The organism is Aeromonas sp. Y293-4, assembly GCF_027705905.1.
Lineage (GTDB): Bacteria > Pseudomonadota > Gammaproteobacteria > Enterobacterales > Aeromonadaceae > Aeromonas > Aeromonas veronii.
Genome location: NZ_JAPDCI010000009.1, coordinates 74,235 through 94,296, shown reverse-complemented (window position 1 = coordinate 94,296; position 20,062 = coordinate 74,235). Strand labels below are relative to the sequence as shown.

At 58.6% G+C, this 20,062-nt stretch carries 25 protein-coding genes; 7 read left to right on the top strand and 18 right to left on the bottom strand.

Annotated elements, in window-relative coordinates; translation table 11 throughout:
- Positions 1-82: 82 nt before the first annotated feature.
- Positions 83-1,462, bottom strand: a complete 1,380-nt coding sequence (locus OKC31_RS12005; protein ID WP_005360967.1) for an MATE family efflux transporter — start codon at positions 1,460-1,462, stop codon at positions 83-85.
- Between the two features lie 149 nt (positions 1,463-1,611).
- Positions 1,612-1,818, bottom strand: a complete 207-nt coding sequence (locus tag OKC31_RS12000; RefSeq protein ID WP_005336882.1) for a YaeP family protein — start codon at positions 1,816-1,818, stop codon at positions 1,612-1,614.
- 130 nt (positions 1,819-1,948) lie between these two features.
- Between OKC31_RS12000 and OKC31_RS11995 the strand changes: the two genes are divergently transcribed.
- Both OKC31_RS11995 and OKC31_RS11990 read left to right on the top strand, forming a co-directional pair.
- On the top strand, positions 1,949-2,851 hold the full coding sequence (locus tag OKC31_RS11995; protein WP_270657013.1) for a DMT family transporter: 903 nt from the start codon (positions 1,949-1,951) through the stop codon (positions 2,849-2,851).
- Positions 2,852-2,954: 103 nt separating this feature from the next.
- The gene (locus OKC31_RS11990) at positions 2,955-3,572 is read left to right on the top strand and encodes a riboflavin synthase subunit alpha (RefSeq protein ID WP_270657043.1); all 618 of its coding nucleotides are present in this window, start codon (positions 2,955-2,957) and stop codon (positions 3,570-3,572) included.
- A 174-nt stretch (positions 3,573-3,746) separates the two neighbouring features.
- On the opposite strand, the gene OKC31_RS11985 is transcribed toward OKC31_RS11990, so the two are convergent.
- The 4 genes from OKC31_RS11985 to OKC31_RS11970 form a co-directional block, all read right to left on the bottom strand.
- A complete protein-coding gene (locus OKC31_RS11985; RefSeq protein WP_005336871.1) occupies positions 3,747-3,950 on the bottom strand; it encodes a CPXCG motif-containing cysteine-rich protein in 204 nt (67 codons plus the stop codon).
- A 271-nt stretch (positions 3,951-4,221) separates the two neighbouring features.
- Entirely contained in the window at positions 4,222-4,881 is a 660-nt protein-coding gene (gene hxpB, locus OKC31_RS11980; protein ID WP_270657012.1) for a hexitol phosphatase HxpB, read from the bottom strand.
- Positions 4,882-5,008: 127 nt separating this feature from the next.
- On the bottom strand, positions 5,009-6,187 hold the full coding sequence (purT, locus tag OKC31_RS11975; protein WP_270657011.1) for a formate-dependent phosphoribosylglycinamide formyltransferase: 1,179 nt from the start codon (positions 6,185-6,187) through the stop codon (positions 5,009-5,011).
- 85 nt (positions 6,188-6,272) lie between these two features.
- Positions 6,273-7,115, bottom strand: coding sequence for a DMT family transporter (locus OKC31_RS11970; protein WP_270657042.1), 843 nt, complete (start codon positions 7,113-7,115; stop codon positions 6,273-6,275).
- A gap of 274 nt (positions 7,116-7,389) precedes the next feature.
- On the opposite strand from OKC31_RS11970, the gene OKC31_RS11965 reads away from it, so the two are divergent.
- Positions 7,390-7,977, top strand: a complete 588-nt coding sequence (locus OKC31_RS11965) for an FMN-dependent NADH-azoreductase (protein ID WP_270657010.1) — start codon at positions 7,390-7,392, stop codon at positions 7,975-7,977.
- 167 nt (positions 7,978-8,144) lie between these two features.
- On the opposite strand, the gene OKC31_RS11960 is transcribed toward OKC31_RS11965, so the two are convergent.
- The 4 genes from OKC31_RS11960 to OKC31_RS11945 form a co-directional block, all read right to left on the bottom strand.
- On the bottom strand, positions 8,145-8,324 hold the full coding sequence (locus OKC31_RS11960) for a hypothetical protein (RefSeq protein WP_075115065.1): 180 nt from the start codon (positions 8,322-8,324) through the stop codon (positions 8,145-8,147).
- Between the two features lie 163 nt (positions 8,325-8,487).
- Positions 8,488-8,676, bottom strand: a complete 189-nt coding sequence (locus OKC31_RS11955; RefSeq protein ID WP_019445848.1) for a DUF4250 domain-containing protein — start codon at positions 8,674-8,676, stop codon at positions 8,488-8,490.
- A 2-nt stretch (positions 8,677-8,678) separates the two neighbouring features.
- The gene (locus tag OKC31_RS11950; RefSeq protein WP_005336856.1) at positions 8,679-9,143 is read right to left on the bottom strand and encodes a MarR family winged helix-turn-helix transcriptional regulator; all 465 of its coding nucleotides are present in this window, start codon (positions 9,141-9,143) and stop codon (positions 8,679-8,681) included.
- 170 nt (positions 9,144-9,313) lie between these two features.
- Positions 9,314-10,528 carry a UPF0149 family protein gene (locus OKC31_RS11945; RefSeq protein ID WP_199428270.1) on the bottom strand — a complete coding sequence of 405 codons (1,215 nt, stop codon included), beginning with the start codon at positions 10,526-10,528 and terminating at the stop codon, positions 9,314-9,316.
- A gap of 231 nt (positions 10,529-10,759) precedes the next feature.
- Here OKC31_RS11945 and OKC31_RS11940 point away from each other — a divergent pair, with 231 nt between their 5' ends.
- Both OKC31_RS11940 and OKC31_RS11935 read left to right on the top strand, forming a co-directional pair.
- Positions 10,760-11,620, top strand: coding sequence for a CvfB family protein (locus tag OKC31_RS11940; protein WP_005336853.1), 861 nt, complete (start codon positions 10,760-10,762; stop codon positions 11,618-11,620).
- Between the two features lies 1 nt (position 11,621).
- The gene (locus OKC31_RS11935; RefSeq protein WP_005360950.1) at positions 11,622-11,933 is read left to right on the top strand and encodes a DUF1289 domain-containing protein; all 312 of its coding nucleotides are present in this window, start codon (positions 11,622-11,624) and stop codon (positions 11,931-11,933) included.
- Positions 11,934-11,988: 55 nt separating this feature from the next.
- Here the strand turns inward: OKC31_RS11935 and OKC31_RS11930 are convergent, their stop codons facing one another.
- The gene (locus tag OKC31_RS11930; RefSeq protein WP_005336851.1) at positions 11,989-12,312 is read right to left on the bottom strand and encodes an HI1450 family dsDNA-mimic protein; all 324 of its coding nucleotides are present in this window, start codon (positions 12,310-12,312) and stop codon (positions 11,989-11,991) included.
- A 147-nt stretch (positions 12,313-12,459) separates the two neighbouring features.
- On the opposite strand from OKC31_RS11930, the gene OKC31_RS11925 reads away from it, so the two are divergent.
- Entirely contained in the window at positions 12,460-12,588 is a 129-nt protein-coding gene (locus OKC31_RS11925) for a hypothetical protein (protein ID WP_019445852.1), read from the top strand.
- Positions 12,589-12,591: 3 nt separating this feature from the next.
- Here the strand turns inward: OKC31_RS11925 and mtgA are convergent, their stop codons facing one another.
- From mtgA to minC, 5 genes are all read right to left on the bottom strand, one after another.
- The gene (mtgA, locus tag OKC31_RS11920; RefSeq protein WP_162516080.1) at positions 12,592-13,383 is read right to left on the bottom strand and encodes a monofunctional biosynthetic peptidoglycan transglycosylase; all 792 of its coding nucleotides are present in this window, start codon (positions 13,381-13,383) and stop codon (positions 12,592-12,594) included.
- On the bottom strand, positions 13,368-13,694 hold the full coding sequence (locus tag OKC31_RS11915; RefSeq protein ID WP_005352317.1) for an HI1450 family dsDNA-mimic protein: 327 nt from the start codon (positions 13,692-13,694) through the stop codon (positions 13,368-13,370). Before OKC31_RS11915 ends, mtgA begins: the two co-directional genes overlap by 16 nt.
- Before the next feature lie 197 nt (positions 13,695-13,891).
- The gene (gene minE / locus OKC31_RS11910) at positions 13,892-14,158 is read right to left on the bottom strand and encodes a cell division topological specificity factor MinE (RefSeq protein ID WP_005336848.1); all 267 of its coding nucleotides are present in this window, start codon (positions 14,156-14,158) and stop codon (positions 13,892-13,894) included.
- 2 nt (positions 14,159-14,160) lie between these two features.
- Positions 14,161-14,973 (bottom strand): septum site-determining protein MinD, encoded by an 813-nt coding sequence (gene minD / locus OKC31_RS11905; protein WP_005336847.1) that lies wholly within the window; start codon positions 14,971-14,973, stop codon positions 14,161-14,163.
- Between the two features lie 18 nt (positions 14,974-14,991).
- A complete protein-coding gene (minC, locus tag OKC31_RS11900) occupies positions 14,992-15,711 on the bottom strand; it encodes a septum site-determining protein MinC (protein WP_013723728.1) in 720 nt (239 codons plus the stop codon).
- Between the two features lie 107 nt (positions 15,712-15,818).
- Here minC and OKC31_RS11895 point away from each other — a divergent pair, with 107 nt between their 5' ends.
- The gene (locus tag OKC31_RS11895; protein ID WP_270657008.1) at positions 15,819-16,097 is read left to right on the top strand and encodes a YcgL domain-containing protein; all 279 of its coding nucleotides are present in this window, start codon (positions 15,819-15,821) and stop codon (positions 16,095-16,097) included.
- Positions 16,098-16,949: 852 nt separating this feature from the next.
- Here OKC31_RS11895 and OKC31_RS11890 read toward each other — a convergent pair.
- Both OKC31_RS11890 and OKC31_RS11885 read right to left on the bottom strand, forming a co-directional pair.
- Complete coding sequence (locus OKC31_RS11890; protein WP_005336844.1) at positions 16,950-18,320, bottom strand: L-serine ammonia-lyase; 1,371 nt, start codon at positions 18,318-18,320, stop codon at positions 16,950-16,952.
- Between the two features lie 275 nt (positions 18,321-18,595).
- Positions 18,596-19,981: an L-serine ammonia-lyase gene (locus OKC31_RS11885; RefSeq protein WP_270657006.1), complete on the bottom strand. Its 1,386-nt coding sequence runs from the start codon at positions 19,979-19,981 to the stop codon at positions 18,596-18,598.
- Between the last annotated feature and the right edge of the window lie 81 nt (positions 19,982-20,062).

Genomic DNA, 20,062 nt, shown 5'->3' with positions numbered 1-20,062 from the left:
CCATATGCACAAAGGAGACTGTTTGCCCAGTTCTTGCGCAGCCTGTTGATTTTGCAGGCGAGTTGTCGCTTGCCAAGCCCTGTTACTGAGATCGCGACAGGGTAGTGCAGGCTTCCGGAGTGGCAAAGCGGCCATAGATGTAGCGCAATCTCGCCCCCAGCATCAGGGCCGCACTGGTGAGGCCGACGATAAAGCCGATCCAGAAGCCCTGCGGCCCCATCCGCGGCACCAGCCAGTCGGTCAGACCCAGGATCATGCCGGTGGGCAGCCCCAGTCCCCAGTAGGCGACGATGGTGACGTAGAAAATCGCCTGGGTATCCTTGTAACCGCGCAGCGCAGCGGCCGCGACCACCTGCACCGAGTCGGAGATTTGATAGATGGCGGCGAAGAACAGCAAAATGGCCGCCAGGACGATCACCTGCTGATCATCGGTATAGATGGAGGCGATCTGCTCGCGCAGCAGCACCGTCATGGCGGCAGTGGCAGCAGCGATGGCCATCCCCAGCATCAAGCCGGTGCGAGCCGCCACCCGGGCGTGATGGGGTTGCCCTTCGCCGATGCTGTGACCGACCCGGATGGTGACACCCACCCCGATGGAGAGGGGCAGCATAAAGACCAGGCTGGAGAAGTTGAGGGCAATCTGGTGGCTCGCCACCGTCTCGGCGCCGAAGGGGGCCAGCATCAGGGCCACCACGGTAAACAGGGTCACCTCGCAGAAGATCGCCATGGCGATGGGGAAGCCCAAGCGGAACAAGCGCCAGATCCGGCTGCCGTTGGGGCGAGCCAGCTGGGAGAAGAGGCGGATCTCGGTGAAGTGACGGGAGAGCTTCACATAGAGGATCATCGCCAGCAGCATGGCCCACAGCACGATGGCCGTGGCCACGCCACAGCCGACCCCGCCCAGTTTCGGCATGCCGAAGTGGCCGTGAATGAAGATGTAGTTGGCGGGAATATTGACCGCCAGCCCGACAAAGCCGATCACCATGGTAGGCATGGTGTGGGAGAGCCCCTCACTGAAGTTGCGCAGCACCTGGAACAGCACGAACGCGGGAAGGCCCCACAGAATTGCGTGCAGATAACCAGTGGTCTTGGCCGCCATCACCGGCTCCACATCCATGAACTGCAACGCCAGCGGGCTGTAATAAAGCGCAATCATCGCCAGCGGGGTGACGATCAGTGCCAGCCAGAAACCCTGATGAACGGCCGGGCGAATTGCCTCCCGTTTACGGGCGCCATTGAGCTGGGAGACGATGGGGGTGAGCGCCATGATGATCCCCTGCACCAGCAGGATCACCGGTAGCCAGAAGCTGGACGCCACTGACACGGCAGCCAGATCGACAGCACTCACCTGTCCCGCCATCACGGTATCGACGAAGTTCATGGCGACCTGGGCGACCTGGGCGACCAGTATGGGGCTGGCTAGACGGACGAGCTGCTTCGCCTCGGACCAATAACGTTGCACTGACACCTCCGAGTGGATCAGATAAGAGTAAAAAAGAGCGGAAATCGGGAAGAGCCTTTGCACTTTCGGACGAAAGTGCAAAGGGTGGGGGAGGCATTCTAGCCTGAAATTCAGCCAGGACGAAATAGTTGCCACCCCGAGGGGCAGGATCAGGCGTCTTCGTGATCGCTGATCAGCAGGTTGGCAGCGGCATAGGCAGCCTGTTCACGCAGTTCGGCGGGTACCCGCTCATCGGCGGCGACCGCGTTGAGGGCGCGAATAGTGGCGGCAATGGCGTTTGGCACATAGCCCTGTTCACCGGATCCAATCTGGTTATAGGCGATACGGATCGCTTCACAGCACTCATAAACCATCATGATTTGCTTCCTTGAAAGTAAAAAGGCGAGCAAATATAGCGGTTTTGCTCCCATTTTGTCAGTCTCGCGGTTGTAATTTGCGGCAAGCCCGTTAGTTTGGTTACCCCCTTTTCCTGTTTCGGCCTCTTTGATGCTGTTCTCTTCGCGCAACTCACTGGCGATCTTTCTGACGCTGTTTGCACTTCTCGCCCTGACGCTTAAGGATGGCGCAGACAAATATCTGGTACTCCATGGCTACTCCGTGATGGAGATGGTCTGGTTTCGCTTCTTTGTTCCTTTCCTCGGTCTGCTGCTGTTGTTGCCAAGGCGCACCATGTCGGCGCTGCTGGCGGTGGATCGCTGGCTATTGTTGCGCTCGCTGCTGTTTCTGGTCTGTGCGCTGGTCTCGGTGATTGCGCTGGCCCATGTACCGCTCAACGTCTACACCATCATTTGCCAGCTTGGTTCGCTGGCTTTCGTGGTGGCGGGCGTGATCTTTTTCAGGGAGCGGCTGACCCGGGGCAAGGTGGCGGCCGTGCTGTTGGGGTTGTTTGGCGTGCTGGTGGTGACCCATCCTGACGGGGGCGACGCGAACCTCTACTATCTGCTGCCACTGGTCATTGTACTGGCCAACACCGGCTACAACCTCATCACCAAGCTGGTGGATCCACATCTGACCACCCTCGATATCCTAATCGTCACCTGCTTCATGCTGGGGATGGTGGCAATGGTCGCACTCTGCTGGCAGCCTGCACAGTGGCGCTTTCCGGCGCTTGCCGACTGGCCCTATCTGCTGGCGCTACCAGTGGTGACCCTGCTCTCCCAATATTGCCTTATCAAGGCGATGCAGTATGCGCAGGCCTCTACTCTGGCGCCCTTCTTCTATTTCCAGATCTTTTTTTCTACCCTCTGCGGCTATCTGATGTTTGGTGAAATGCCGACCCTCAGTAGTATGGCGGGGGGTCTGCTCATCGTGCTGGCTGGCATAGTGGTCATCCATTCCCAGCGCCGGGCTCGTGTGCTGGCGCGGTCTGAGGCGGCGGAGCAGGTGTGACAGTTTGTACGAAACGAATTGTGTAAAAAACGGATTATGTAAAAGAAGCGGCCACAGGCCGCGATAAAAAACAGAGCGTGTTACCAGAAACAAAGAGGTGATGATGTTTACCGGAATTGTGCAAGGTGTGGCCGAGCTGGTCGCCATCGAAGAGAGTGCTTCATTTCGTACCCACGTGATCCGCATGCCCAGCCGGGAGTGGGGGGAAGGGCTGGCCCTCGGCGCTTCGGTCGCCCACAACGGCTGCTGCTTGACCGTTACCCGGGTAGAGGGTGAGCTGGTCAGCTTCGATCTGATGCAGGAGACCCTGCGCCTGACCAACCTCGGCAAGCTGCAGGTGGGGGACAAGGTCAATGTGGAGCGGGCTGCCCGCTTTGGCGATGAGATCGGCGGTCATGCCATGTCTGGCCATATTATCGGCATGGCAGAGGTTACCTCGGTGATCGATACACCCAACAACCGTCAGGTGTGGTATCGCCTTGCTCCCGAGCTGATGAAATATGTGCTGACCAAGGGATACATCGGCATCGACGGCATCAGCCTGACCATAGGTGAGGTGCGCGAGCAGGAGTTTTGCGTTCACTTGATCCCCGAGACCCTGGCTCGCACCAACCTGGGTTGGGTCAAGGCCGGCTGGCCGACCAATATCGAGATCGATCCCCAGACCCAGGCCATCGTCGATACGGTGGAGCGGGTACTGGCGGTGCGCGCGGGTCACTGAAAGGAAACGGCTCGGTGTCAATCCCCTCATAAGCAAGGGCCTGCAGTGTGCAGGCCCTTGTTATTTACATGGTGAAAATATCCACTCAACTTTCTATGGCTCGCAGTCACAACATCTGCTCAGCTCTTTGCGACTTGCAGGCAAAACAGATGCTCGGCCTTTTGTGACTCGCAATCAAAACAGTTGCTCGTCGTCTGCATCCACAAACAACTGCAAACAGTCGCGGGCTTCGTCGCGGTGAAGCCGCAGGTGGATCGGATTGCAACAGGCCATGCAATCTTCGTAAAACTCCTGATCACCCTGGCTGGCATCCAGCTCGACCCGGGTATGGTGGCCGCAGTGGGGGCAGACGATGCGCTTGCTGGTGTACTCGATCATGATAACCTCCTCGGGCCCTGGGGCCGCCTATCTACCCTGATTCTAGTCGGGCTGCAGGGGGTTAACCGCGAGCAAACGCACGTTTATGACAGAGATCAAGCCTGAGCGATGGCAAGGTGCAACCGGTTGGAGTGGTCGTGTGCGAGAGGAACAATCTGGTTGAGAATGACAGGTGAAAAGAGGGGAATTGCCAACGGTTGTTTGGCAATCACAGGGGGCTGGAGCCCCCTGCGGATATGAGAACGCGAGCGCAGCAAGGCGCCGATAGGCGCTACTTGACCCAGCTGGCCAACATGTCGGCATTCAGCTCGGCCAGCGAGCCTAGCTGGTAGTTGGCGATGGCCAAACGTGGGTCACCCACTAAAGCCGGATCCGGCACGATCAGCGCGGTCATGGAGGCCGCCTTGGCTGCCAGCAGACCGGTAAAGCTATCTTCGATGGCCAGACAATGAACCGGCTCTACCCCCAGTTTCTCGGCGGCGTGGATGTAGACATCCGGGTGCGGTTTGCCGAAACGTTCGATTTCCGCAGAGTGAACCGCCATAAAGCGATCGCGAATGCCAAGTTTGCCGAGCACTGCTTCTACCATCGCAAAGGGGGAGGAAGTGGCCAGACCCACTTTCAGGCCGCGGGCTTCGATAAGGTCGAGCGCCTTCAGCACACCGGCTTTGGCCTGACCTTCGGAGAGGATCAGGGCGTTGACCCGATCCAGAATGCGCTGTACCACCTCTTCCTGAGTTGGGCCGCTCCACGGGCGCAGGCGATACCAGTGGGCAACCAGCTGATCGATGCGCACGCCGATGGTCGACTCACAATCCTCGACGGTGTGGGGGTGACCCAGTTCGGAGAAAACGGCGATCTGGGCCCGTTGCCAAAAGGGTTCCGAGTCGATCAGAACACCATCCATATCGAAGATCACGGCAGCTAACATCTTGTACTCCTGACAAATTTGAAGAGGGGATTATAAGCCTGACGGGGAAATGCAAAAGGGGCATTACCATGCCCCTTGCGCCCGATCACATCGGCAAACGTTTGTTTTGCTGTGACAAAAAATGCCCTTAGAACAGTACTTCGACCTTGGCGGCCACGGCTTTGGCTTTTTCCACCGCATCCTGGCAATCCTCTGCGCGGGCCAGCGCCACGCCGAGACGGCGGCGACCGGCGATCTCCGGTTTGCCAAACAGTCGCAGCTGGGCGCCCGGCACCTTGGCAAGCGCCTCGCCAATCCCCTGATAGCGGATATCCTGACTGTGCCCTTCGCGCAGCACCACGGCAGAGGCGCTCGGCCCGTACTGGGTGATGGTGCCGACCGGCAGCCCCAGAATGGCGCGCACGTGGAGGGCGAACTCGGAGAGATCCTGCGAGATCAGGGTCACCATGCCGGTATCGTGGGGGCGCGGCGAGACTTCGCTGAACCACACCTCGTCGCCCTTGATGAAGAGCTCGACCCCGAACAGGCCGTAACCACCGAGGGCCTCAACCACCTTGGCGGCCACCTCTTTGGAGCGGGCCAGCGCCAGCTCGCTCATCACCTGCGGCTGCCAGGATTCGCGGTAGTCGCCATCTTCCTGCCGGTGGCCGATCGGCTCGCAGAAGTGAATGCCATCGACGGCGCGTACCGTGAGCAGGGTGATCTCGTACTCGAAGGGAACGAAGCCCTCGACGATCACCTTGCCACGACCGGCGCGGCCGCCTTCCTGGGCGTAGGTCCAGCTCTCATCGAGCTTGGCGAGATCGCGCAGTACACTCTGCCCCTTGCCGGACGAACTCATCACAGGTTTCACCACACATGGCAGGCCGATAGCCTCGACTGCGGCGACAAACTCCTCTTTGCTTTGGGCAAAACGGTAGGGTGAGGTGGGCAGACCCAGGGTCTCGGCGGCGAGGCGGCGGATCCCTTCCCGGTTCATGGTGAGCTGGGTAGCGCGGGCGTTGGGCACTACCTTGACCCCTTCTTGCTCAAGGGCCGCCAGGGTATCGGTGGCAATCGCTTCAATCTCGGGGATGATGAGGTCGGGTTTAACCTCGGCGACCAGGGCACGCAGGGCGTTGCCATCGAGCATATCCAGCACGTGGGCTTTGTGCGCCACCTGCATGGCGGGGGCATTGGGGTAGCGGTCGGCGGCGATCACTTCGATCCCGAACCGTTGCAACTCGATGGCGACCTCCTTGCCGAGTTCGCCGGAGCCCAGCAGCAGGGCACGGGTGGCGCCGGGGCGGGTTGCGGTTCCAAACATACGATCTCTCCTGATGTCGATGGTCATTGTTGATGATCGCTATCGCACGAATAGCGGACAAAAAAAGAGGCACGCATGGCGTACCTCAGGAAACGGGTTTGTGAGCGCGCTGCTCCAGATGGGTCAGCAAGGTAATGGCGCCAATGATGATGGCGGCGCCAAGCCACAGACGGCCGGGGGGCGCCCAGCCAAATACCAGCCAGCCCGCCAGCACGTTCATCGGCAGCTTGGCAAAATCGAAAGGCTGCACGAAGGAGGCCTCCGCCACGCTGTAAGCGCGGACGATGGACATCTGGGCCAGTGCCGTCAGCACGCCGGAGGCGGCAACCAGCAGCCACTGGCTCTCGCTTGGCCACTGCCACTCCGGCAGTGCCAGCATGACGTTGAAGGGGGTACTGAAGATAAGCAGATACACCACTATGGTGTGGGATGATTCGTTGGCTGCCTGATAGCGTACCATCAGGGAGTAGCCGGCCCAGAACAGCGCCGCCGCCACCGGCAGCAGAGAGGCCCAGTTGAACTCGTCAGTCCAGGGGGCGAGGATCAGCATGGCGCCGGCAAAGCCCACCAGGGTGGCCAGAATGCGGGTGCGGCTCACCTGCTCCTTGAGCAGCAGGGCGGAGCCCAGGGTGGCAAACAGCGGCGAGGTCATCAGTAGGGCGATCCCCTGCCAGATGGGGACGGGGTACGCCAGTGCCCAGAGCCAGAGCTGGATGCCGATCACCGCCAACAATACCCGCAACAGGTGCAACCGGAACTGATTGGTCATCAGGGATTGGCGCAGGCCATGGCGAACCAGCCAGGGCAGCAGGCAGATCAGGGCGATCAGGTATTGATGAAAAGCGACCTGAGTCGATGGGAGGCCAAGCTTGAAGCTGACATACTGGCTCAGGCTGTTGACGGCGGCGAAGCAGAGTCCTGCCACCATCATCCAGACTGCACCGGCCAGAGGAGAGTGCCTGCGTGAGGGTATCATGGGATCCGGGTCGCTGGAAAAAAGTGCGGCGGATCATAACGGCAATCGTTTGTTCTGCCAAGGGTTGAAGCGCGGCCGCAGGGTTGGCTGGCGAGGAAGTGGCCTTGCATCAAAAAATTTGAACAAGTTGAGCATCTATTTTCGCTATCAGCAAATAAGCACAATGTTTAGAGTGACCTCCATCGACAGCAACGCTGTTCAACCGACAACCAAATGGAGTTTCACCATGGCCAATATCCTCGTACTCAAATCCAGCATCCTGGGTCAATATTCCCAATCCAACGCCCTGATCGACGGCTTCCTGGCTGACCATCAGGATGATGCCGTCACCGTGCGTGATCTGGCTGCCCTCAACCTGCCGGTGCTGGATGGCGAGTTGGCCTCCGGCCTGCGCGGTGGTGACAACCTCAATGAACGTCAACTGGCGGTGATCGCCCAGTCTGACGAGCTGATCGCCGAACTCAAAGCGAGTGACTTGGTGGTGATTGCGGCCCCCATGTACAACTTCAACATCCCGACCCAGCTGAAAAACTGGATCGATCTGGTAGCTCGCGCTGGCGTCACCTTCCGCTACACCGAGACCGGTCCGGTCGGCCTGGTTGAAAATACCCGTGCGCTGGTGATCAGCCCCCGCGGCGGCATGCACGTTGGCAGCGCCACCGATCTGTTCACACCCTACATGCGTACCGTGCTCGGTTTCATCGGTATCAAAGAGGTGGATTTCATCTACGCCGAGGGGATGGGTATGGGTCCGGATGCCCAGAGCAAGGGGATGGAAGCGGCCAAAGCGCAGCTTGAGGCTCTGGCTATCTAAGAGCTCTCTATCCTGTCAGGGATTATCTCTTCAAGGGGTTGTGCCGCCAGATACAAGAACGCAGCCATCAGGCTGCGTTTGTTTTTGGGCTGGTGTGATTGCGACAGACGTTGCTGCTACAGAGAGTATCGCGGCAAGCGGTTGGTATAGATGTTCCGGCGGAGTCACTACTCCATCATAAAACGGCGACAACCGCGCACCAGCAGCAATGCCACCGCGACCAGCAGGCCAAGCAAGAGGGTGGTCAGCCACTGTTCGGTACTTTGCGGCATGTGGGGCGTGAAGAGGCTGATCATCAACAGGGTACAGAGCGTGATCAACAGGCTCTGTCGGGTCATCAATATCATGGGGTCATCCTTGGTTTGCTCACCTGAAACGATTTTAATGCCCTCTTGTGACAGGGTGATGTATCCGTGCATCACCCTGTTGGGGCTCTTCAGACCATATCAGGTTTTTACCGCAGGGCCAGTGCCTTCACTGGCGCTGTGATCCCGATCCCGCTAGCTCTCTTTATCTGAACTGTTTCTGCGCTGGCTGGTAGTGAAAATCGCCGCTGGCGAGCCGCGCTTCCAGTGCTGCCTGATCGATCTCCTGCGCCTTGCAGAGATCATCCAGATCGTCATAGCGATCACGCAGCTGCATATTGACGACGCTCAGCAGCATGTTGATGTCCATGGTGGCGAACTTTTTCAAATCCATGATTATTTCTCCCGATCCAGTGATTGCAGCTGCTCAATGGCGGCGCTGACGCTGTGCAGATGCTGGCGGATCGCCTCGCGGGATTCGCTAGGCAGATAGTCGGTCAGGGTATGTTGCCAACTGCCAGCTTCACTCTTGAGCTGCAGGAAGAGGGCGAGCCCGGCATTGGTGAGGGAGACCAGGCTGATGCGTTTGTCCTGCTCGCTGCTCTCGGTAAAGATGATCCCTTTTTCGACCAGACGGCGGATCTCGCGGGAGATGCGTACCTTGTCCATGCCGCTCGCCTCGACCAGCTCTTTCTGGCTGATGGGGTAGTTGGGGCCGAGCACCATCATCAGGCGCCATTGCGGCACGGTCAGCTGGTAACGCTGTTCATAAAACTGTTCGAAGGTATCCCGTAGCATCTCGGCGGCATGTACCAACTGATAGGGCGGGTAGTGAGCGAGTAACGCTATGATTTTTGACATATTACACCCTGCTGTGACGGCTGCATCAGATGCAGTTTCTTTTGATACTTTGACATTGATGATACGAAACTCAAGCTGATTTGTCTGACCCGGTTGCGATGAAATGTGCGGTGGCGCACGCCCTCAAGGAAAAACCGGGTCTGACCGACGGGATTTTAAGCCAACGCTGTTCAGCCTTTACGCAACCAGATGAGGGCGTTTTGCTTGAGCCAGGCCTCGCGTGTGTGGATGGCGTAGAGCGCGGCCTCGTCGCGGCTGCCCGCTTGCCAGCTTTGTGGCTCCTGTTTGGGCAGCTTGCGCTGACCCAGCAGGCAGGCCGGAATGTGCGGGTTGGCCTCGATGGCGACCAGCAGATGGGGCTTGGCTGCCTCGGCACCCTCGGTAGCAAAGACCATCAGCGCCTTGTTATAGAGCAACCAGCTGGAGGCTTCATCGAAGCGCACCAGCAGGGCGGCCAACGCCTGCCAATCCCCTTGCAGTGCATAGAGGGTGGAGAGGTTGTAGCGGCAACCCAGCTCATCGGCCATGCAGATTGTAAGCAGCGCCAGATACTCCGCTTTGGCCTCGCCCAGTTTGCCAAGGCGCAGCAGGCAGTCGGCGCGGCCGGCTCTGGCGGCCAGCAGAGGACGCAGCTCGGGGGCACTCCAGCCGTGACCGGCGATTTGCTGCCAGAAGGCGTCGTCAAAGAGCGGAGTGGCATCAGCGATGATCTTCTCGAACCAGCCGAGGCGGGCCTGATGATCGCGGCAGCTGTCGGCCCGCTCGAACCAGGTCTGCCACTGTTGGGCCTGCTCGCCATTGAGGGCCACATCAGCGCTGGGGGCGGCCTGATACTGGTCGAGGTTGAGCAGCTGGTTGAGGGCGGTTTTCATGTTCTGGCGCTGGCGTTTGCAGAACTCGACAAAGGGGAGTTCACTGGCGGCGGCGCTATAGAGCATCTGGGCCATCTGCTTGTCGCGAAACAGGCTCAGCTCGGCGGCCAGACTGAAGCGGTACTGGGTGGTTGGGTCGTTCAAATCCTTCGGCTTGGGCCAGGTGGCAAAACCCATGCTGAAGCCATAACACCATTGACCGAGGGGGTGGCTCTGTTCGAACACCTGCTCGGGGTTATCGCTGGGCAGGCGGCACTGGCTGGGCAGGGCCAGCTGAGCGTCGTCGGCTTGGGATTCCAGCTCGGCGATCAGGTGGTTGAGGGCTTCTGCGCTTTTTTCATCCAACTCGGCATCCTGTTCCAGCAGACCAGCCAGCGGGCGTTGCCAGTCAGGGCTTTCCGGCCCCACCAGACGAGCACAGAGAAAACCGTGCAGGGCCGGGTAGGTCATGTCCTGATCGCTGTGGCTCTGGATCCATTGATTAAGATGGCGGGTACGAGTGGATGGGTTCATCGACAGTTCCTCTGGATTTGAACAGCCGCGAAGTCTACCTAAAAGTGGGGTTATTTGCAGCAAATGGCCGCCTGTTTGGCGATTTAATCACCATTGGCGGATAAGATAAGGGCGAAAGAGCGGCCAGTGGTGGCTTGGGGACTAGGCCGGATCACCGCTCTTGAGGTAACATGCGCGCCCATAGGGGCCATGTTCAGTTGGCCCATCCGGGTAATGAAAAAAGAGAGCACCATGATACAGATTGGCAAGATGAACACCCTCACCGTTGTTGAACTCGAAGATCGTGGCGCCTGGCTTGCGGCCGATGAGTACGGTGAACTGCTGCTGCCCAAGCGTCAACTGCCGGAAGGGGTGAAAGAGGGGGATAGCGTGCAGGTCTTCCTCTATCTGGATGCTGATTGCGAGCCGGTGATCACCACCGACAAGCCATTTGCCATGGTGGACGAATTTGCCGGTCTGAAAGTGGTCAATGCCAACAAGATTGGTGCCTTCCTCGACTGGGGCATGAAAAAGGATCTGTTTGTGCCCAGCCGCGAGCAGAACAAGCCGATGCAGGTGGGCCACGTTTATCTGGTGCGTCTGCAACTGGATAACGAAGGGCGCATGGTCGGCACCAGCCGCATCGAGCGTTTCCTGACCCCGGCCGGCAGCAACTTCAAGGTCGGTGACGAAGTGACCGCGCTGCCGGGGGAGCACTCGCCCCTTGGCATCAAGGTGATCGTCAACGGTCAGTATCCCGGCATGCTGTTCAAGAACGAAGTGTTTGGCCGAGTGATGACCGGTCGGCCGCAAACCGCCTGGGTCAAGCAGGTGCGCGAAGATGGCAAGCTGGATCTGACCCTGCAAAAGCCGGGTCTGGCGCGGGTTGATGACGCTGGTGAGCGCATTCTGAGCCGGATGAAAAAGCAGGGCGGCAGTCTGGCGGTGGGTGACAAGAGCGAACCCGAGCTCATCTACAAGCTGTTCAGCATGAGCAAGGGCACCTTCAAGAAGGCGATCGGCGGCCTCTACAAGCAGGGCAAGATCGTCATCGAAGATAACGCCATCACTCTGGTGGCCACAGAGACCGACTCGGCAGTGGATAGCGAATAAGATGCCGAGCCCCTGTGTTGGCCTCTGCAAGGCGAAAGATGGGCTTTGCCTTGGTTGTGGCCGCACCCTGACCGAGATCGGCCACTGGTCGGCGATGGATAGCAAGGCCCAGCTGGCGGTGATGGCCGAGCTGAATGGCTCGAAAAGCACCCACCGCTGTCCGGGTTGTGGCGAACCGGCCTATTGCGCCGTCTCTGCCGGTCAGACCATCGCCCAGTGCTGGTGCAGCCAGTTGCCGGTATTGCCGATGCAGGAGGCCAGCGCTTGCTGGTGCCGCCGCTGTCTGGCCAAGGCCATCGCGGCGCAGGATTAGCAGAGAACAGCAATAAGAGTGCACAGAAACAAGAAAGGCGCCGATGGCGCCTTTTTTATGCCTGCTGCTGGCGATGCCAGCGCACATGCACTTGATCTTCGGTCAGCAGACGGGGCAGTAGGAAGGTGGCGAAGATCACCTCAAACTCATCCTGATGATCCAGCAAACCGACCCACACTTCGACCCAGCGCTCCATATCGACCGGCTCACCCAGCTCGGTCGACCAGTCGGCATTGGGCAGAGTCGCCTCCACGGCGCCACGCTGCTCAAACTCCAGGGTGATGTCGACTATTTGTTCGGGGGCCAGCATATCGGCGGCCTGCTCAAGAAACTGATCATAGGCCCATTCGACCAGCTGATCCGGGGTACGCTGTTCCATGAAATCACTCCAGATACATCGAGGTTCGCTACTGTAACAATTATTGGCTGTGGCGGCCAGACCAGTACGCCGGGCGTGGCTGGCCTGTCCAAGTTGCCGTTGGGGGAGTATGGTTAAGGCGCGGATCATCTGGCAGGGAGTAAGGGGATGAAGCAGCGGGGACGGCGGCAACAGATCAAGCGACGGCGCGAGGCCTGGTGGTGGCACTATCTGCCGCTTCACCGCGAGACGGTGGGCGGCCATCTGGGCCCACCGGAGAAACCCGATGAGCCCTGAGGATCAGTCTGCCTGATGCACCCGATTGAGGGTGATCTGGCCCAGTTGACCCATTTGGCGGCGGATCCAGACCGAGCGCTTCTGCACATAGGGTGACGGGGGCTTGACCCGATAGCGCCACGGATTGGGCAGGGCGGCGGCCAGCAGGGATGACTCGTAGCGGGTCAAGCGGCTGGCCGGTTTGCCAAAGTAGGTACGGGCGGCGGCTTCGGCGCCATAGATGCCGGGGCCGAACTCCACGATATTGAGATAGACCTCGAGAATGCGGGCCTTGTCCCAACCCAGCTCCATCAGCAGGGTAAACCAGGCCTCCAGCCCCTTGCGCAGGAAACTGCGATCACTCCACATAAAGAGGTTCTTGGCGGTCTGCTGGCTGAGGGTGCTGGCGCCGCGCACCCGTTCGCTGTGCTGGTTGTGCTTGAGTGCCGCGTTGATGGCATCCATGTCAAAGCCGTTGTGCTCGGCAAAGCGCTGATCCTCGGCGGCGATCACCGCCAGTTGCAGCTCTTTGGAGATGGACTCCAGATCTACCCATTCATGGCGTACCTGGGTGATCTTGGCGGGCGGAAAGAGGGCCCGCTCAATACGCCAGCTCCACATCGGCGGATCGATAAAACGCAGCAAGGCGACCGAGCCGACCGAGCAGAGCAGCCCGGCCAGCGCGATCTTGCCTGCCCACCTCAACACCCGGCGCCCAAGGGATGCAGATGGACGCTCAGGGGCCACAGAGTCAGGGTCAGACTCCCACTGATAGTGGCTCGGATCATCGGGATCCGGAATTATTGGGGCAGCCATTCGATGTGGCAGAACTTCTCGTCAACACGGCGGGAGAGCAGCATGCGGGCAAACAAGTGCTCATACTCTTGTTCTTCATTGCCAAGGCCTACCCAGATCTCGGCATAGTCGGTGTCGCTCACCGCAAATCCCACGTCCGCTTCCCAGTCATCGGCTGGGTCGGTTTCGGCCAGCAGGCCGCGGTCGTTGAACTCCTGATTGAAACGGGCGATCTCCTGCTCCGGCAGGTTGTCAGAGGCCAGCTCCATAAAGAGTTCGAGGGCGGTATCGAGCAGTTCCTCGACGCTGTGCATTTCGTCATTCATAGACATAAGCGGTCTGTTCCAGAAAAGAGAAAAAGGTGCCAGCGCAGATCACTGCCTGCGGGGCGGCGCTATTCTAGCGGTCGGCAGACCCCTTGGCGAGATGATGCGAGCCGCTGTGACCTGTTTTTGTGCCAATAAAAAACCGGATCCAGTGACAGGATCCGGTCTTCATTGGGGGAAGGGGTCACGCATAGGGCGTCAGCTCATCCCTTCTTGTCATCGGCGAAGGTGATGTTGAGCTCCAGTACTGACAGCTCATCACTCTTCTGATCCAGTTGGACGGTTATCTTCTCCGGATCAATGTTGACGTATTTGCGGATCACATCGAGGATGTCCTGCTTGAGCTGGGGCAGGTAATCCGGCCCCCCTCTGGATGAACGCTCGTGAGCAACAATGATCTGCAACCGCTCTTTGGCCAGTTGTGCGGTGTTCTGTTTCTTGTTGGAACGAAAATAATCCAATAATGACATGTTTAACTCCCGAACAGTCGGCTAAAGAAGCCCTTCTTCTCTTCTTCCAGAAAACGAAATTCCTTGGCATCGCCCAGCAGGCGGGACACCGCATCTTCGTAGGCCTGACCGGCATCGGACTCCTTGTCCAGAATAACCGGTTCGCCGGAGTTGGAGGCGCGCAGCACCGCCTGGGACTCCGGGATCACCCCGAGCAGCGGGATGGCCAGGATCTCCTGCACATCCTGCACGCTCAGCATGTCGCCGCGGTTGACGCGGGTCGGGCAGTAGCGGGTCAGCAGCAGGTGCTCCTTGATGGGGTCTTCGCCACGCTCGGCGCGACGGGACTTGGAGGCCAGGATGCCAAGGATGCGGTCGGAGTCACGCACAGAAGAGACTTCCGGGTTGGTGGTGACGATCGCTTCATCGGCAAAATAGAGTGCCATCAGTGCGCCCGCCTCGATCCCCGCCGGGGAGTCGCAGACGATGTAATCGAACTTCATCTCCGCCAGCTGATCCAGGATCTTCTCGACCCCCTCACGGGTGAGGGCATCTTTGTCCCGGGTCTGGGAGGCGGGCAGGATAAACAGATTTTCCGAGCGTTTGTCCTTGATCAGCGCCTGATTGAGGTTTGCTTCCCCATTGATGACGTTGACGAAGTCATACACCACGCGCCGCTCGCAGCCCATGATGAGATCCAGGTTTCTCAGACCGATGTCAAAGTCAATGACCACTGTCTTGTGACCACGCTGGGCTAAGCCGGTGCTCAGGGCCGCACTGGTTGTGGTCTTGCCAACGCCACCTTTACCCGATGTAACGACTATGATTCGCGCCATTCTCGCTTCCTTGTAACTCTATTTGATACGGTCTATTCGGAGTTGTTCGTTGTCCAGCCGGACGTGTACCGGTTGCTGGATCAGGCCTGCCGGCAATGCATCGCTCAGCTGGAATGTGCCCGCGATGGAGAGCAGCTCGGCCTGTAATTGCTGGCAATAGATCCGGGCCTGGGTGTTTCCCCGGGCACCGGCAATGGCTCTGCCACGCAGGGTGCCATAAATATGAATGCTGTCGTCGGCGAGCACTTCAGCTCCCGGACTGACGGACCCCAGCACCACCAGCGAGGTGCCGGCGGCGTAAATCTGCTGGCCGGAACGAACCGGTCCCACATGTACCTTGCTCGGGATCAAGGGGGCGGGTTCGGGCTCGGGAACCACCTCAGGGGCGGCTGGCGCGGGGGCAGGCTCGGGTTCCGGTTCGCTCTTGCGACTCTTGCCCGAGGCCATCACGGCCAGTCCCACCGCCTTGGCGGCTGTCTTCATCTCTTCACTGCGCGCCCCCGTGATGCCGACCAGCACAAACTCTTCGGACTCCACCAGCTCCTTGAGCTGTTCGAAATCGGGAATATGTTCCAGTCGGGAAACATTGATCACCAGCGGCGCACAATTAAAAAAGTAGGGTGCCTGGGCCACTTTTTCGGCCAACAACTGACGTATCCGCTCAGGCTCGCCATCGCTGATATGCAACACAGAAATAGTGAAGGTGGTCCCTTTCAATTCGTTATCGCGCTCAACCATGAATCTTCCCCGAGGCAGAGATGCTAATCCGTTATTGTTATTCAATTCCTGATGTTATAGTTTGCCCCCATCAGAGGCAATAAACTCGTCGGATTATATCAATTTCCATGTTGTGTGCAGTCTATAAAAGTCGCAAAAAAGCCGAGACCTACCTTTTTGTTGAAAAAAGAGAGGATTTCTCCCGCGTTCCCGAGCCACTGCTGAGCGCATTCGGGCGTCCCGAGCTGGTGTTGATGACCAAGCTGGATCCGGCCAAGCCCTTGGGGCTGGCTGATGTCGGCAAGGTAATGGAGGCGCTGACGACTCAGGGCTTCTACCTGCAGGTGCCGCCGCCCCCCGAGAATTTGCTGGAGCAGCACAAGGCCAGCCTGAAAAAAACATCCTGAATATCTAGCCCCGTTGTGCGTTCTGCCAAGCGGGGCTAATTCTTTGTGACTCTGCATGACGCATTCCGGCTCCGGAGAGGTAGCTTGCGATAATCCCGTGACAGGATCTGGCCAAATTAAACCCTCCCTTTGGTGATATTCACTTTTCGCTGTTTAAATAGAAAGTCAATCTGCTCCCAACACCATATCCTCAACCTTTGCTGGCGCTCACAAAAATAGCGAGTGGCGCCCGCTCATATCCTCCATTTCAACGGCTATTGGCTCATTCATCGATTATTTTCAGCCTCTTCCTTGGGCGCTTTTTTGGCCTCCACTGCGTGATGAGTTGTCTATCAAATGGGGCGTGAAGAGGGCGGTGATAACGGTGCTAAAACCAGTTTGCGCGATGAGCTGTGACCAAAGTGATGAGCTAACCCCCTGTTTGCGTACTTGATTGTTTGCTCTGATCTCGAAAGTGCCACACAGATGGCTATCAGCATGTACTTCGCAAGGGTGAGCGGTAACCGCGTCTTGCCAAACAAGGGGATGACCAAAGGGGGGGGGGATATTGAGCTGAGGGGCCATCTCGATATCGATTAGTTGTGAAATCGTGGCTGGGGCAAGATAGCTGGTACAGGTTTCATATCGGGGCGTAATGTCCCTTTCAATGCATTGATAAAAGTTAATCAAGGCATGTCATCAGAGAGGCATGCAGACAAGGCAATCCGCATTGCGGTGGCGTAGCAGGGGTATATCAGCGACGCCCTACAGTGAAATGGTCGGTATGCCGGTATTAAGTGCCCGGCATCCCATTCGGGCAATAAAAAAGGCGGGATATCCCGCCTTTGTTCAGATGAGGGTCGCAACCCTTATTTATTCGCAAGCAACCTGCATCACCTTGATGGCCAGACCACCACGGGAGGTTTCACGGTACTTGGAGTCCATGTCCTTGCCGGTGATGTACATGGTCTCGATCACCTTGTCCAGGGAGACGCGCGGCTTGGAGGTACGACGCAGGGCCATACGGGAGGCGTTGACTGCCTTCATGGCTGCGATGGCGTTACGCTCGATGCAAGGCACCTGTACCTGACCGGCAACCGGATCACAGGTCAGACCCAGGTTGTGCTCCATACCGATTTCAGCGGCTTCGCAAACGTGCTCCGGGCTACCGCCCATCAGCTCGGTCAGACCGGCAGCGGCCATGGAGCAGGAGACACCCACTTCACCCTGACAGCCCACTTCGGCGCCGGAGATGGAGGCGTTCATCTTGTAGAGGATACCGACGGCACCGGCAGCCAGATAGAAACGGGTGTACTCGTCGCGGCCAACCGGCTGGATGAACTTGTCGTAGTAAGCCAGTACGGCTGGGATGATACCGGCAGCGCCGTTGGTCGGTGCAGTGACCACGCGGCCACCGGCAGCGTTCTCTTCACTCACGGCCAGAGCGAACATGTTGACCCAGTCAACGATGTTCATCGGATCGCTCGAGAGGTTCTCGTTGGTGTTGAGCTGACGGTAGAGCGGCGCGGCACGACGGGGTACGCGCAGCGGGCCGGAGAGAACGCCTTCGGTACGGCAGCCGCGCTCGATACCTTCGCGCATAGTGTTCCAGATCTTGCCGAACTTCTTGTAGATCTCTTCCGGAGTGTTGAAGCACTTCTCGTTTTCCATCATCAGGGCAGAGATGGAGAGACCGGTCTGGCTGCAGTGGGCAACCAGCTCAGCGGCGCTCTTGAACGGATAGCGTACGGACATGTCGCCGCTGTCAGCCTTGCCGAAGTTCTCTTCGTCAACGATGAAGCCACCACCGATGGAGTAGTAGGTCTTGCTGTAAACCACTTCATCTTCGATCAGGGCAGTCAGCTTCATGCCGTTTTCGTGCAGCGGCAGGGCTTCGTCGTGGAATACCATGGCGTCACGCGGGAAGCTGACGGTATGGCAGTGCAGGCCGATCGGCAGGCGCTCGGTCTGTTCAACACGGGAGATAAACTCGGGGATGGCATCGATATCGACATTTTCCGGCAGGTTGCCAGCCAGGCCCATGATGATGGCAGTGTCGGTATGGTGGCCTTTGCCAGTCCAGGAGAGGGAGCCGTAAACATCGACATTGATCCGGGTTACATCGCGGATCTTGCCGCCCGCGCGCAGCTCGTCAACAAACTGTTTGGCCGCTTTCATCGGGCCAACAGTGTGGGAAGAAGAGGGGCCTACACCGATTTTGAAGATATCAAAAACGCTGATCATGTCACTATTACCTCAGGGTAGAAGGGGGCGGCATGCCCACTCACAGAAATTTGGGAGATCCATGGGACGCGCTTGTCAGCGCAGGTCACAGAACCAGATAACCGTAGTGTAACGGCTCTCGACCTAAAAAAAGTTGAAATAGATCTATTTTTGTTGAATCTGAGGCGCGAGTATAAAATTTATTTTTGTGCTTATCCATTTTGTTAAGCGTTTGCCCATAAAAATACCCGGCGATGCCGGGCATTTCGGAACCAAATGGAGTCATTTGCCGTTTTTTAACATTCGGTAATGTTAACGGCGAGGCCGCCACGGGCCGTCTCCTTGTATTTGGTCTTCATGTCGTTGCCGGTCTCCCACATGGTCTTGATCACCTTGTCCAGCGACACCTTGTGCTCGCCAGTGCCGCGCAGGGCGAGGCGGGCGGCATTGATCGCCTTGACCGCCCCCATGGCGTTGCGCTCGATGCAGGGCACCTGCACCAGTCCGCCTATGGGATCGCAGGTGAGGCCGAGATTGTGCTCCATGCCTATTTCGGCGGCGTTCTCCACCATGGCCGGGCTGCCCCCCAGCAGTTCGGTCAGCGCGCCAGCCGCCATGGAGCAGGCAACCCCAACTTCACCCTGACAACCCACTTCGGCGCCGGAGAGGGAGGCGTTCTTCTTATATAAGATGCCGATGGCAGCCGCGGTGAGGAAGTAGCGGATCAGCGTCTCGTCATCCACCTTGTGCACGAAGCGATCGTAGTAGTGCAGCACGGCGGGGATGATGCCCGCAGCGCCATTGGTGGGAGCGGTGACCACCCGGCCACCGGCGGCGTTCTCTTCGTTGACCGCCAGCGCAAAGAGATCGACCCACTCCATCACCATCAGCGGATCCTTGTTGAAGTTGGTCTCGCAGCTTAGCTGGCGGAACAGTCCCGGGGCGCGGCGCCGTACCTTGAGGCCGCCCGGCAGCACCCCTTCGCTCTTGCAGCCACGATCGACGCAGCCTTGCATCGCCTGCCAGATCTTGCGCAGCCCCGCTTTTATCTGCTCATCGCTGCGAAATACCCGCTCATTGGCGAGGATCAGCCCCGAGATGGAGAGGCCGCTCTCCTGACAGTGGGCCAGCAGCTGGGCGCCGCTGTCGAACGGGTAGGGGACTGGGTGTTCGGCATCGGACTTGGCGGCCTCTTCTTTGGCGGTGGCAAAATGGCTCTCTTCAATGATGAAGCCGCCCCCGATGGAGTAGTAGGTCTGGCTGAAGCGCAGGTTTTCCTCTTTATCAAAGGCCCGCAGAGTCATGCCGTTGGTGTGGGCCGGCAGGGTCTTGCGGCGGTTGAAGATGATGGCACCGGTGCGGGGAAAATGGCTTGGTTGCTCGCCTGCCAACTGCAGGCTCTGCTCATTTTCCACTTGAGCCAGAATGGCGGGAATCGCATCGATATCGACCGATTCCGGTTCAAAGCCAGATAACCCCAGAATGATAGCCTTGCCGGTACCGTGCCCTTTGCCGGTCTGGCCCAGCGAGCCGTAACACTCCACTTCGACCCGCATGACTTGTGGCAGATGCCCTTGAAGCTTGAGCTGCTGGACGAAGGCATAAGAGGCACGCATGGGGCCGACGGTATGGGAAGAGGAGGGGCCAATTCCGATGGAAAACAGGTCAAACACGCTGATCATGACATCAATCCGGTGATGGTTTATGTCTGTTTATTCTAGGATTTTTGCCATGGATAGGAAGCGGGGATGTGCGGTGCTGTG

What these genes read in the sequence shown, in the direction of transcription:
- OKC31_RS12000 (WP_005336882.1), bottom strand. Translation starts at nt 1,818, where the DNA reads ATGATGGTTTATGAGTGCTGTGAAGCGATCCGTATCGCCTATAACCAG.
- OKC31_RS11995 (WP_270657013.1), top strand. Translation starts at nt 1,949, where the DNA reads ATGCTGTTCTCTTCGCGCAACTCACTGGCGATCTTTCTGACGCTGTTT.
- OKC31_RS11990 (WP_270657043.1), top strand. Translation starts at nt 2,955, where the DNA reads ATGTTTACCGGAATTGTGCAAGGTGTGGCCGAGCTGGTCGCCATCGAA.
- OKC31_RS11985 (WP_005336871.1), bottom strand. Translation starts at nt 3,950, where the DNA reads ATGATCGAGTACACCAGCAAGCGCATCGTCTGCCCCCACTGCGGCCAC.
- hxpB (WP_270657012.1), bottom strand. Translation starts at nt 4,881, where the DNA reads ATGTTAGCTGCCGTGATCTTCGATATGGATGGTGTTCTGATCGACTCG.
- purT (WP_270657011.1), bottom strand. Translation starts at nt 6,187, where the DNA reads ATGTTTGGAACCGCAACCCGCCCCGGCGCCACCCGTGCCCTGCTGCTG.
- OKC31_RS11970 (WP_270657042.1), bottom strand. Translation starts at nt 7,115, where the DNA reads ATGGTGGCAGGACTCTGCTTCGCCGCCGTCAACAGCCTGAGCCAGTAT.
- OKC31_RS11965 (WP_270657010.1), top strand. Translation starts at nt 7,390, where the DNA reads ATGGCCAATATCCTCGTACTCAAATCCAGCATCCTGGGTCAATATTCC.
- OKC31_RS11960 (WP_075115065.1), bottom strand. Translation starts at nt 8,324, where the DNA reads ATGATATTGATGACCCGACAGAGCCTGTTGATCACGCTCTGTACCCTG.
- OKC31_RS11955 (WP_019445848.1), bottom strand. Translation starts at nt 8,676, where the DNA reads ATGGATTTGAAAAAGTTCGCCACCATGGACATCAACATGCTGCTGAGC.
- OKC31_RS11950 (WP_005336856.1), bottom strand. Translation starts at nt 9,143, where the DNA reads ATGTCAAAAATCATAGCGTTACTCGCTCACTACCCGCCCTATCAGTTG.
- OKC31_RS11945 (WP_199428270.1), bottom strand. Translation starts at nt 10,528, where the DNA reads ATGAACCCATCCACTCGTACCCGCCATCTTAATCAATGGATCCAGAGC.
- OKC31_RS11940 (WP_005336853.1), top strand. Translation starts at nt 10,760, where the DNA reads ATGATACAGATTGGCAAGATGAACACCCTCACCGTTGTTGAACTCGAA.
- OKC31_RS11935 (WP_005360950.1), top strand. Translation starts at nt 11,622, where the DNA reads ATGCCGAGCCCCTGTGTTGGCCTCTGCAAGGCGAAAGATGGGCTTTGC.
- OKC31_RS11930 (WP_005336851.1), bottom strand. Translation starts at nt 12,312, where the DNA reads ATGGAACAGCGTACCCCGGATCAGCTGGTCGAATGGGCCTATGATCAG.
- OKC31_RS11925 (WP_019445852.1), top strand. Translation starts at nt 12,460, where the DNA reads ATGAAGCAGCGGGGACGGCGGCAACAGATCAAGCGACGGCGCGAGGCC.
- mtgA (WP_162516080.1), bottom strand. Translation starts at nt 13,383, where the DNA reads ATGGCTGCCCCAATAATTCCGGATCCCGATGATCCGAGCCACTATCAG.
- OKC31_RS11915 (WP_005352317.1), bottom strand. Translation starts at nt 13,694, where the DNA reads ATGTCTATGAATGACGAAATGCACAGCGTCGAGGAACTGCTCGATACC.
- minE (WP_005336848.1), bottom strand. Translation starts at nt 14,158, where the DNA reads ATGTCATTATTGGATTATTTTCGTTCCAACAAGAAACAGAACACCGCA.
- minD (WP_005336847.1), bottom strand. Translation starts at nt 14,973, where the DNA reads ATGGCGCGAATCATAGTCGTTACATCGGGTAAAGGTGGCGTTGGCAAG.
- minC (WP_013723728.1), bottom strand. Translation starts at nt 15,711, where the DNA reads ATGGTTGAGCGCGATAACGAATTGAAAGGGACCACCTTCACTATTTCT.
- OKC31_RS11895 (WP_270657008.1), top strand. Translation starts at nt 15,819, where the DNA reads ATGTTGTGTGCAGTCTATAAAAGTCGCAAAAAAGCCGAGACCTACCTT.
- OKC31_RS11890 (WP_005336844.1), bottom strand. Translation starts at nt 18,320, where the DNA reads ATGATCAGCGTTTTTGATATCTTCAAAATCGGTGTAGGCCCCTCTTCT.
- OKC31_RS11885 (WP_270657006.1), bottom strand. Translation starts at nt 19,981, where the DNA reads ATGATCAGCGTGTTTGACCTGTTTTCCATCGGAATTGGCCCCTCCTCT.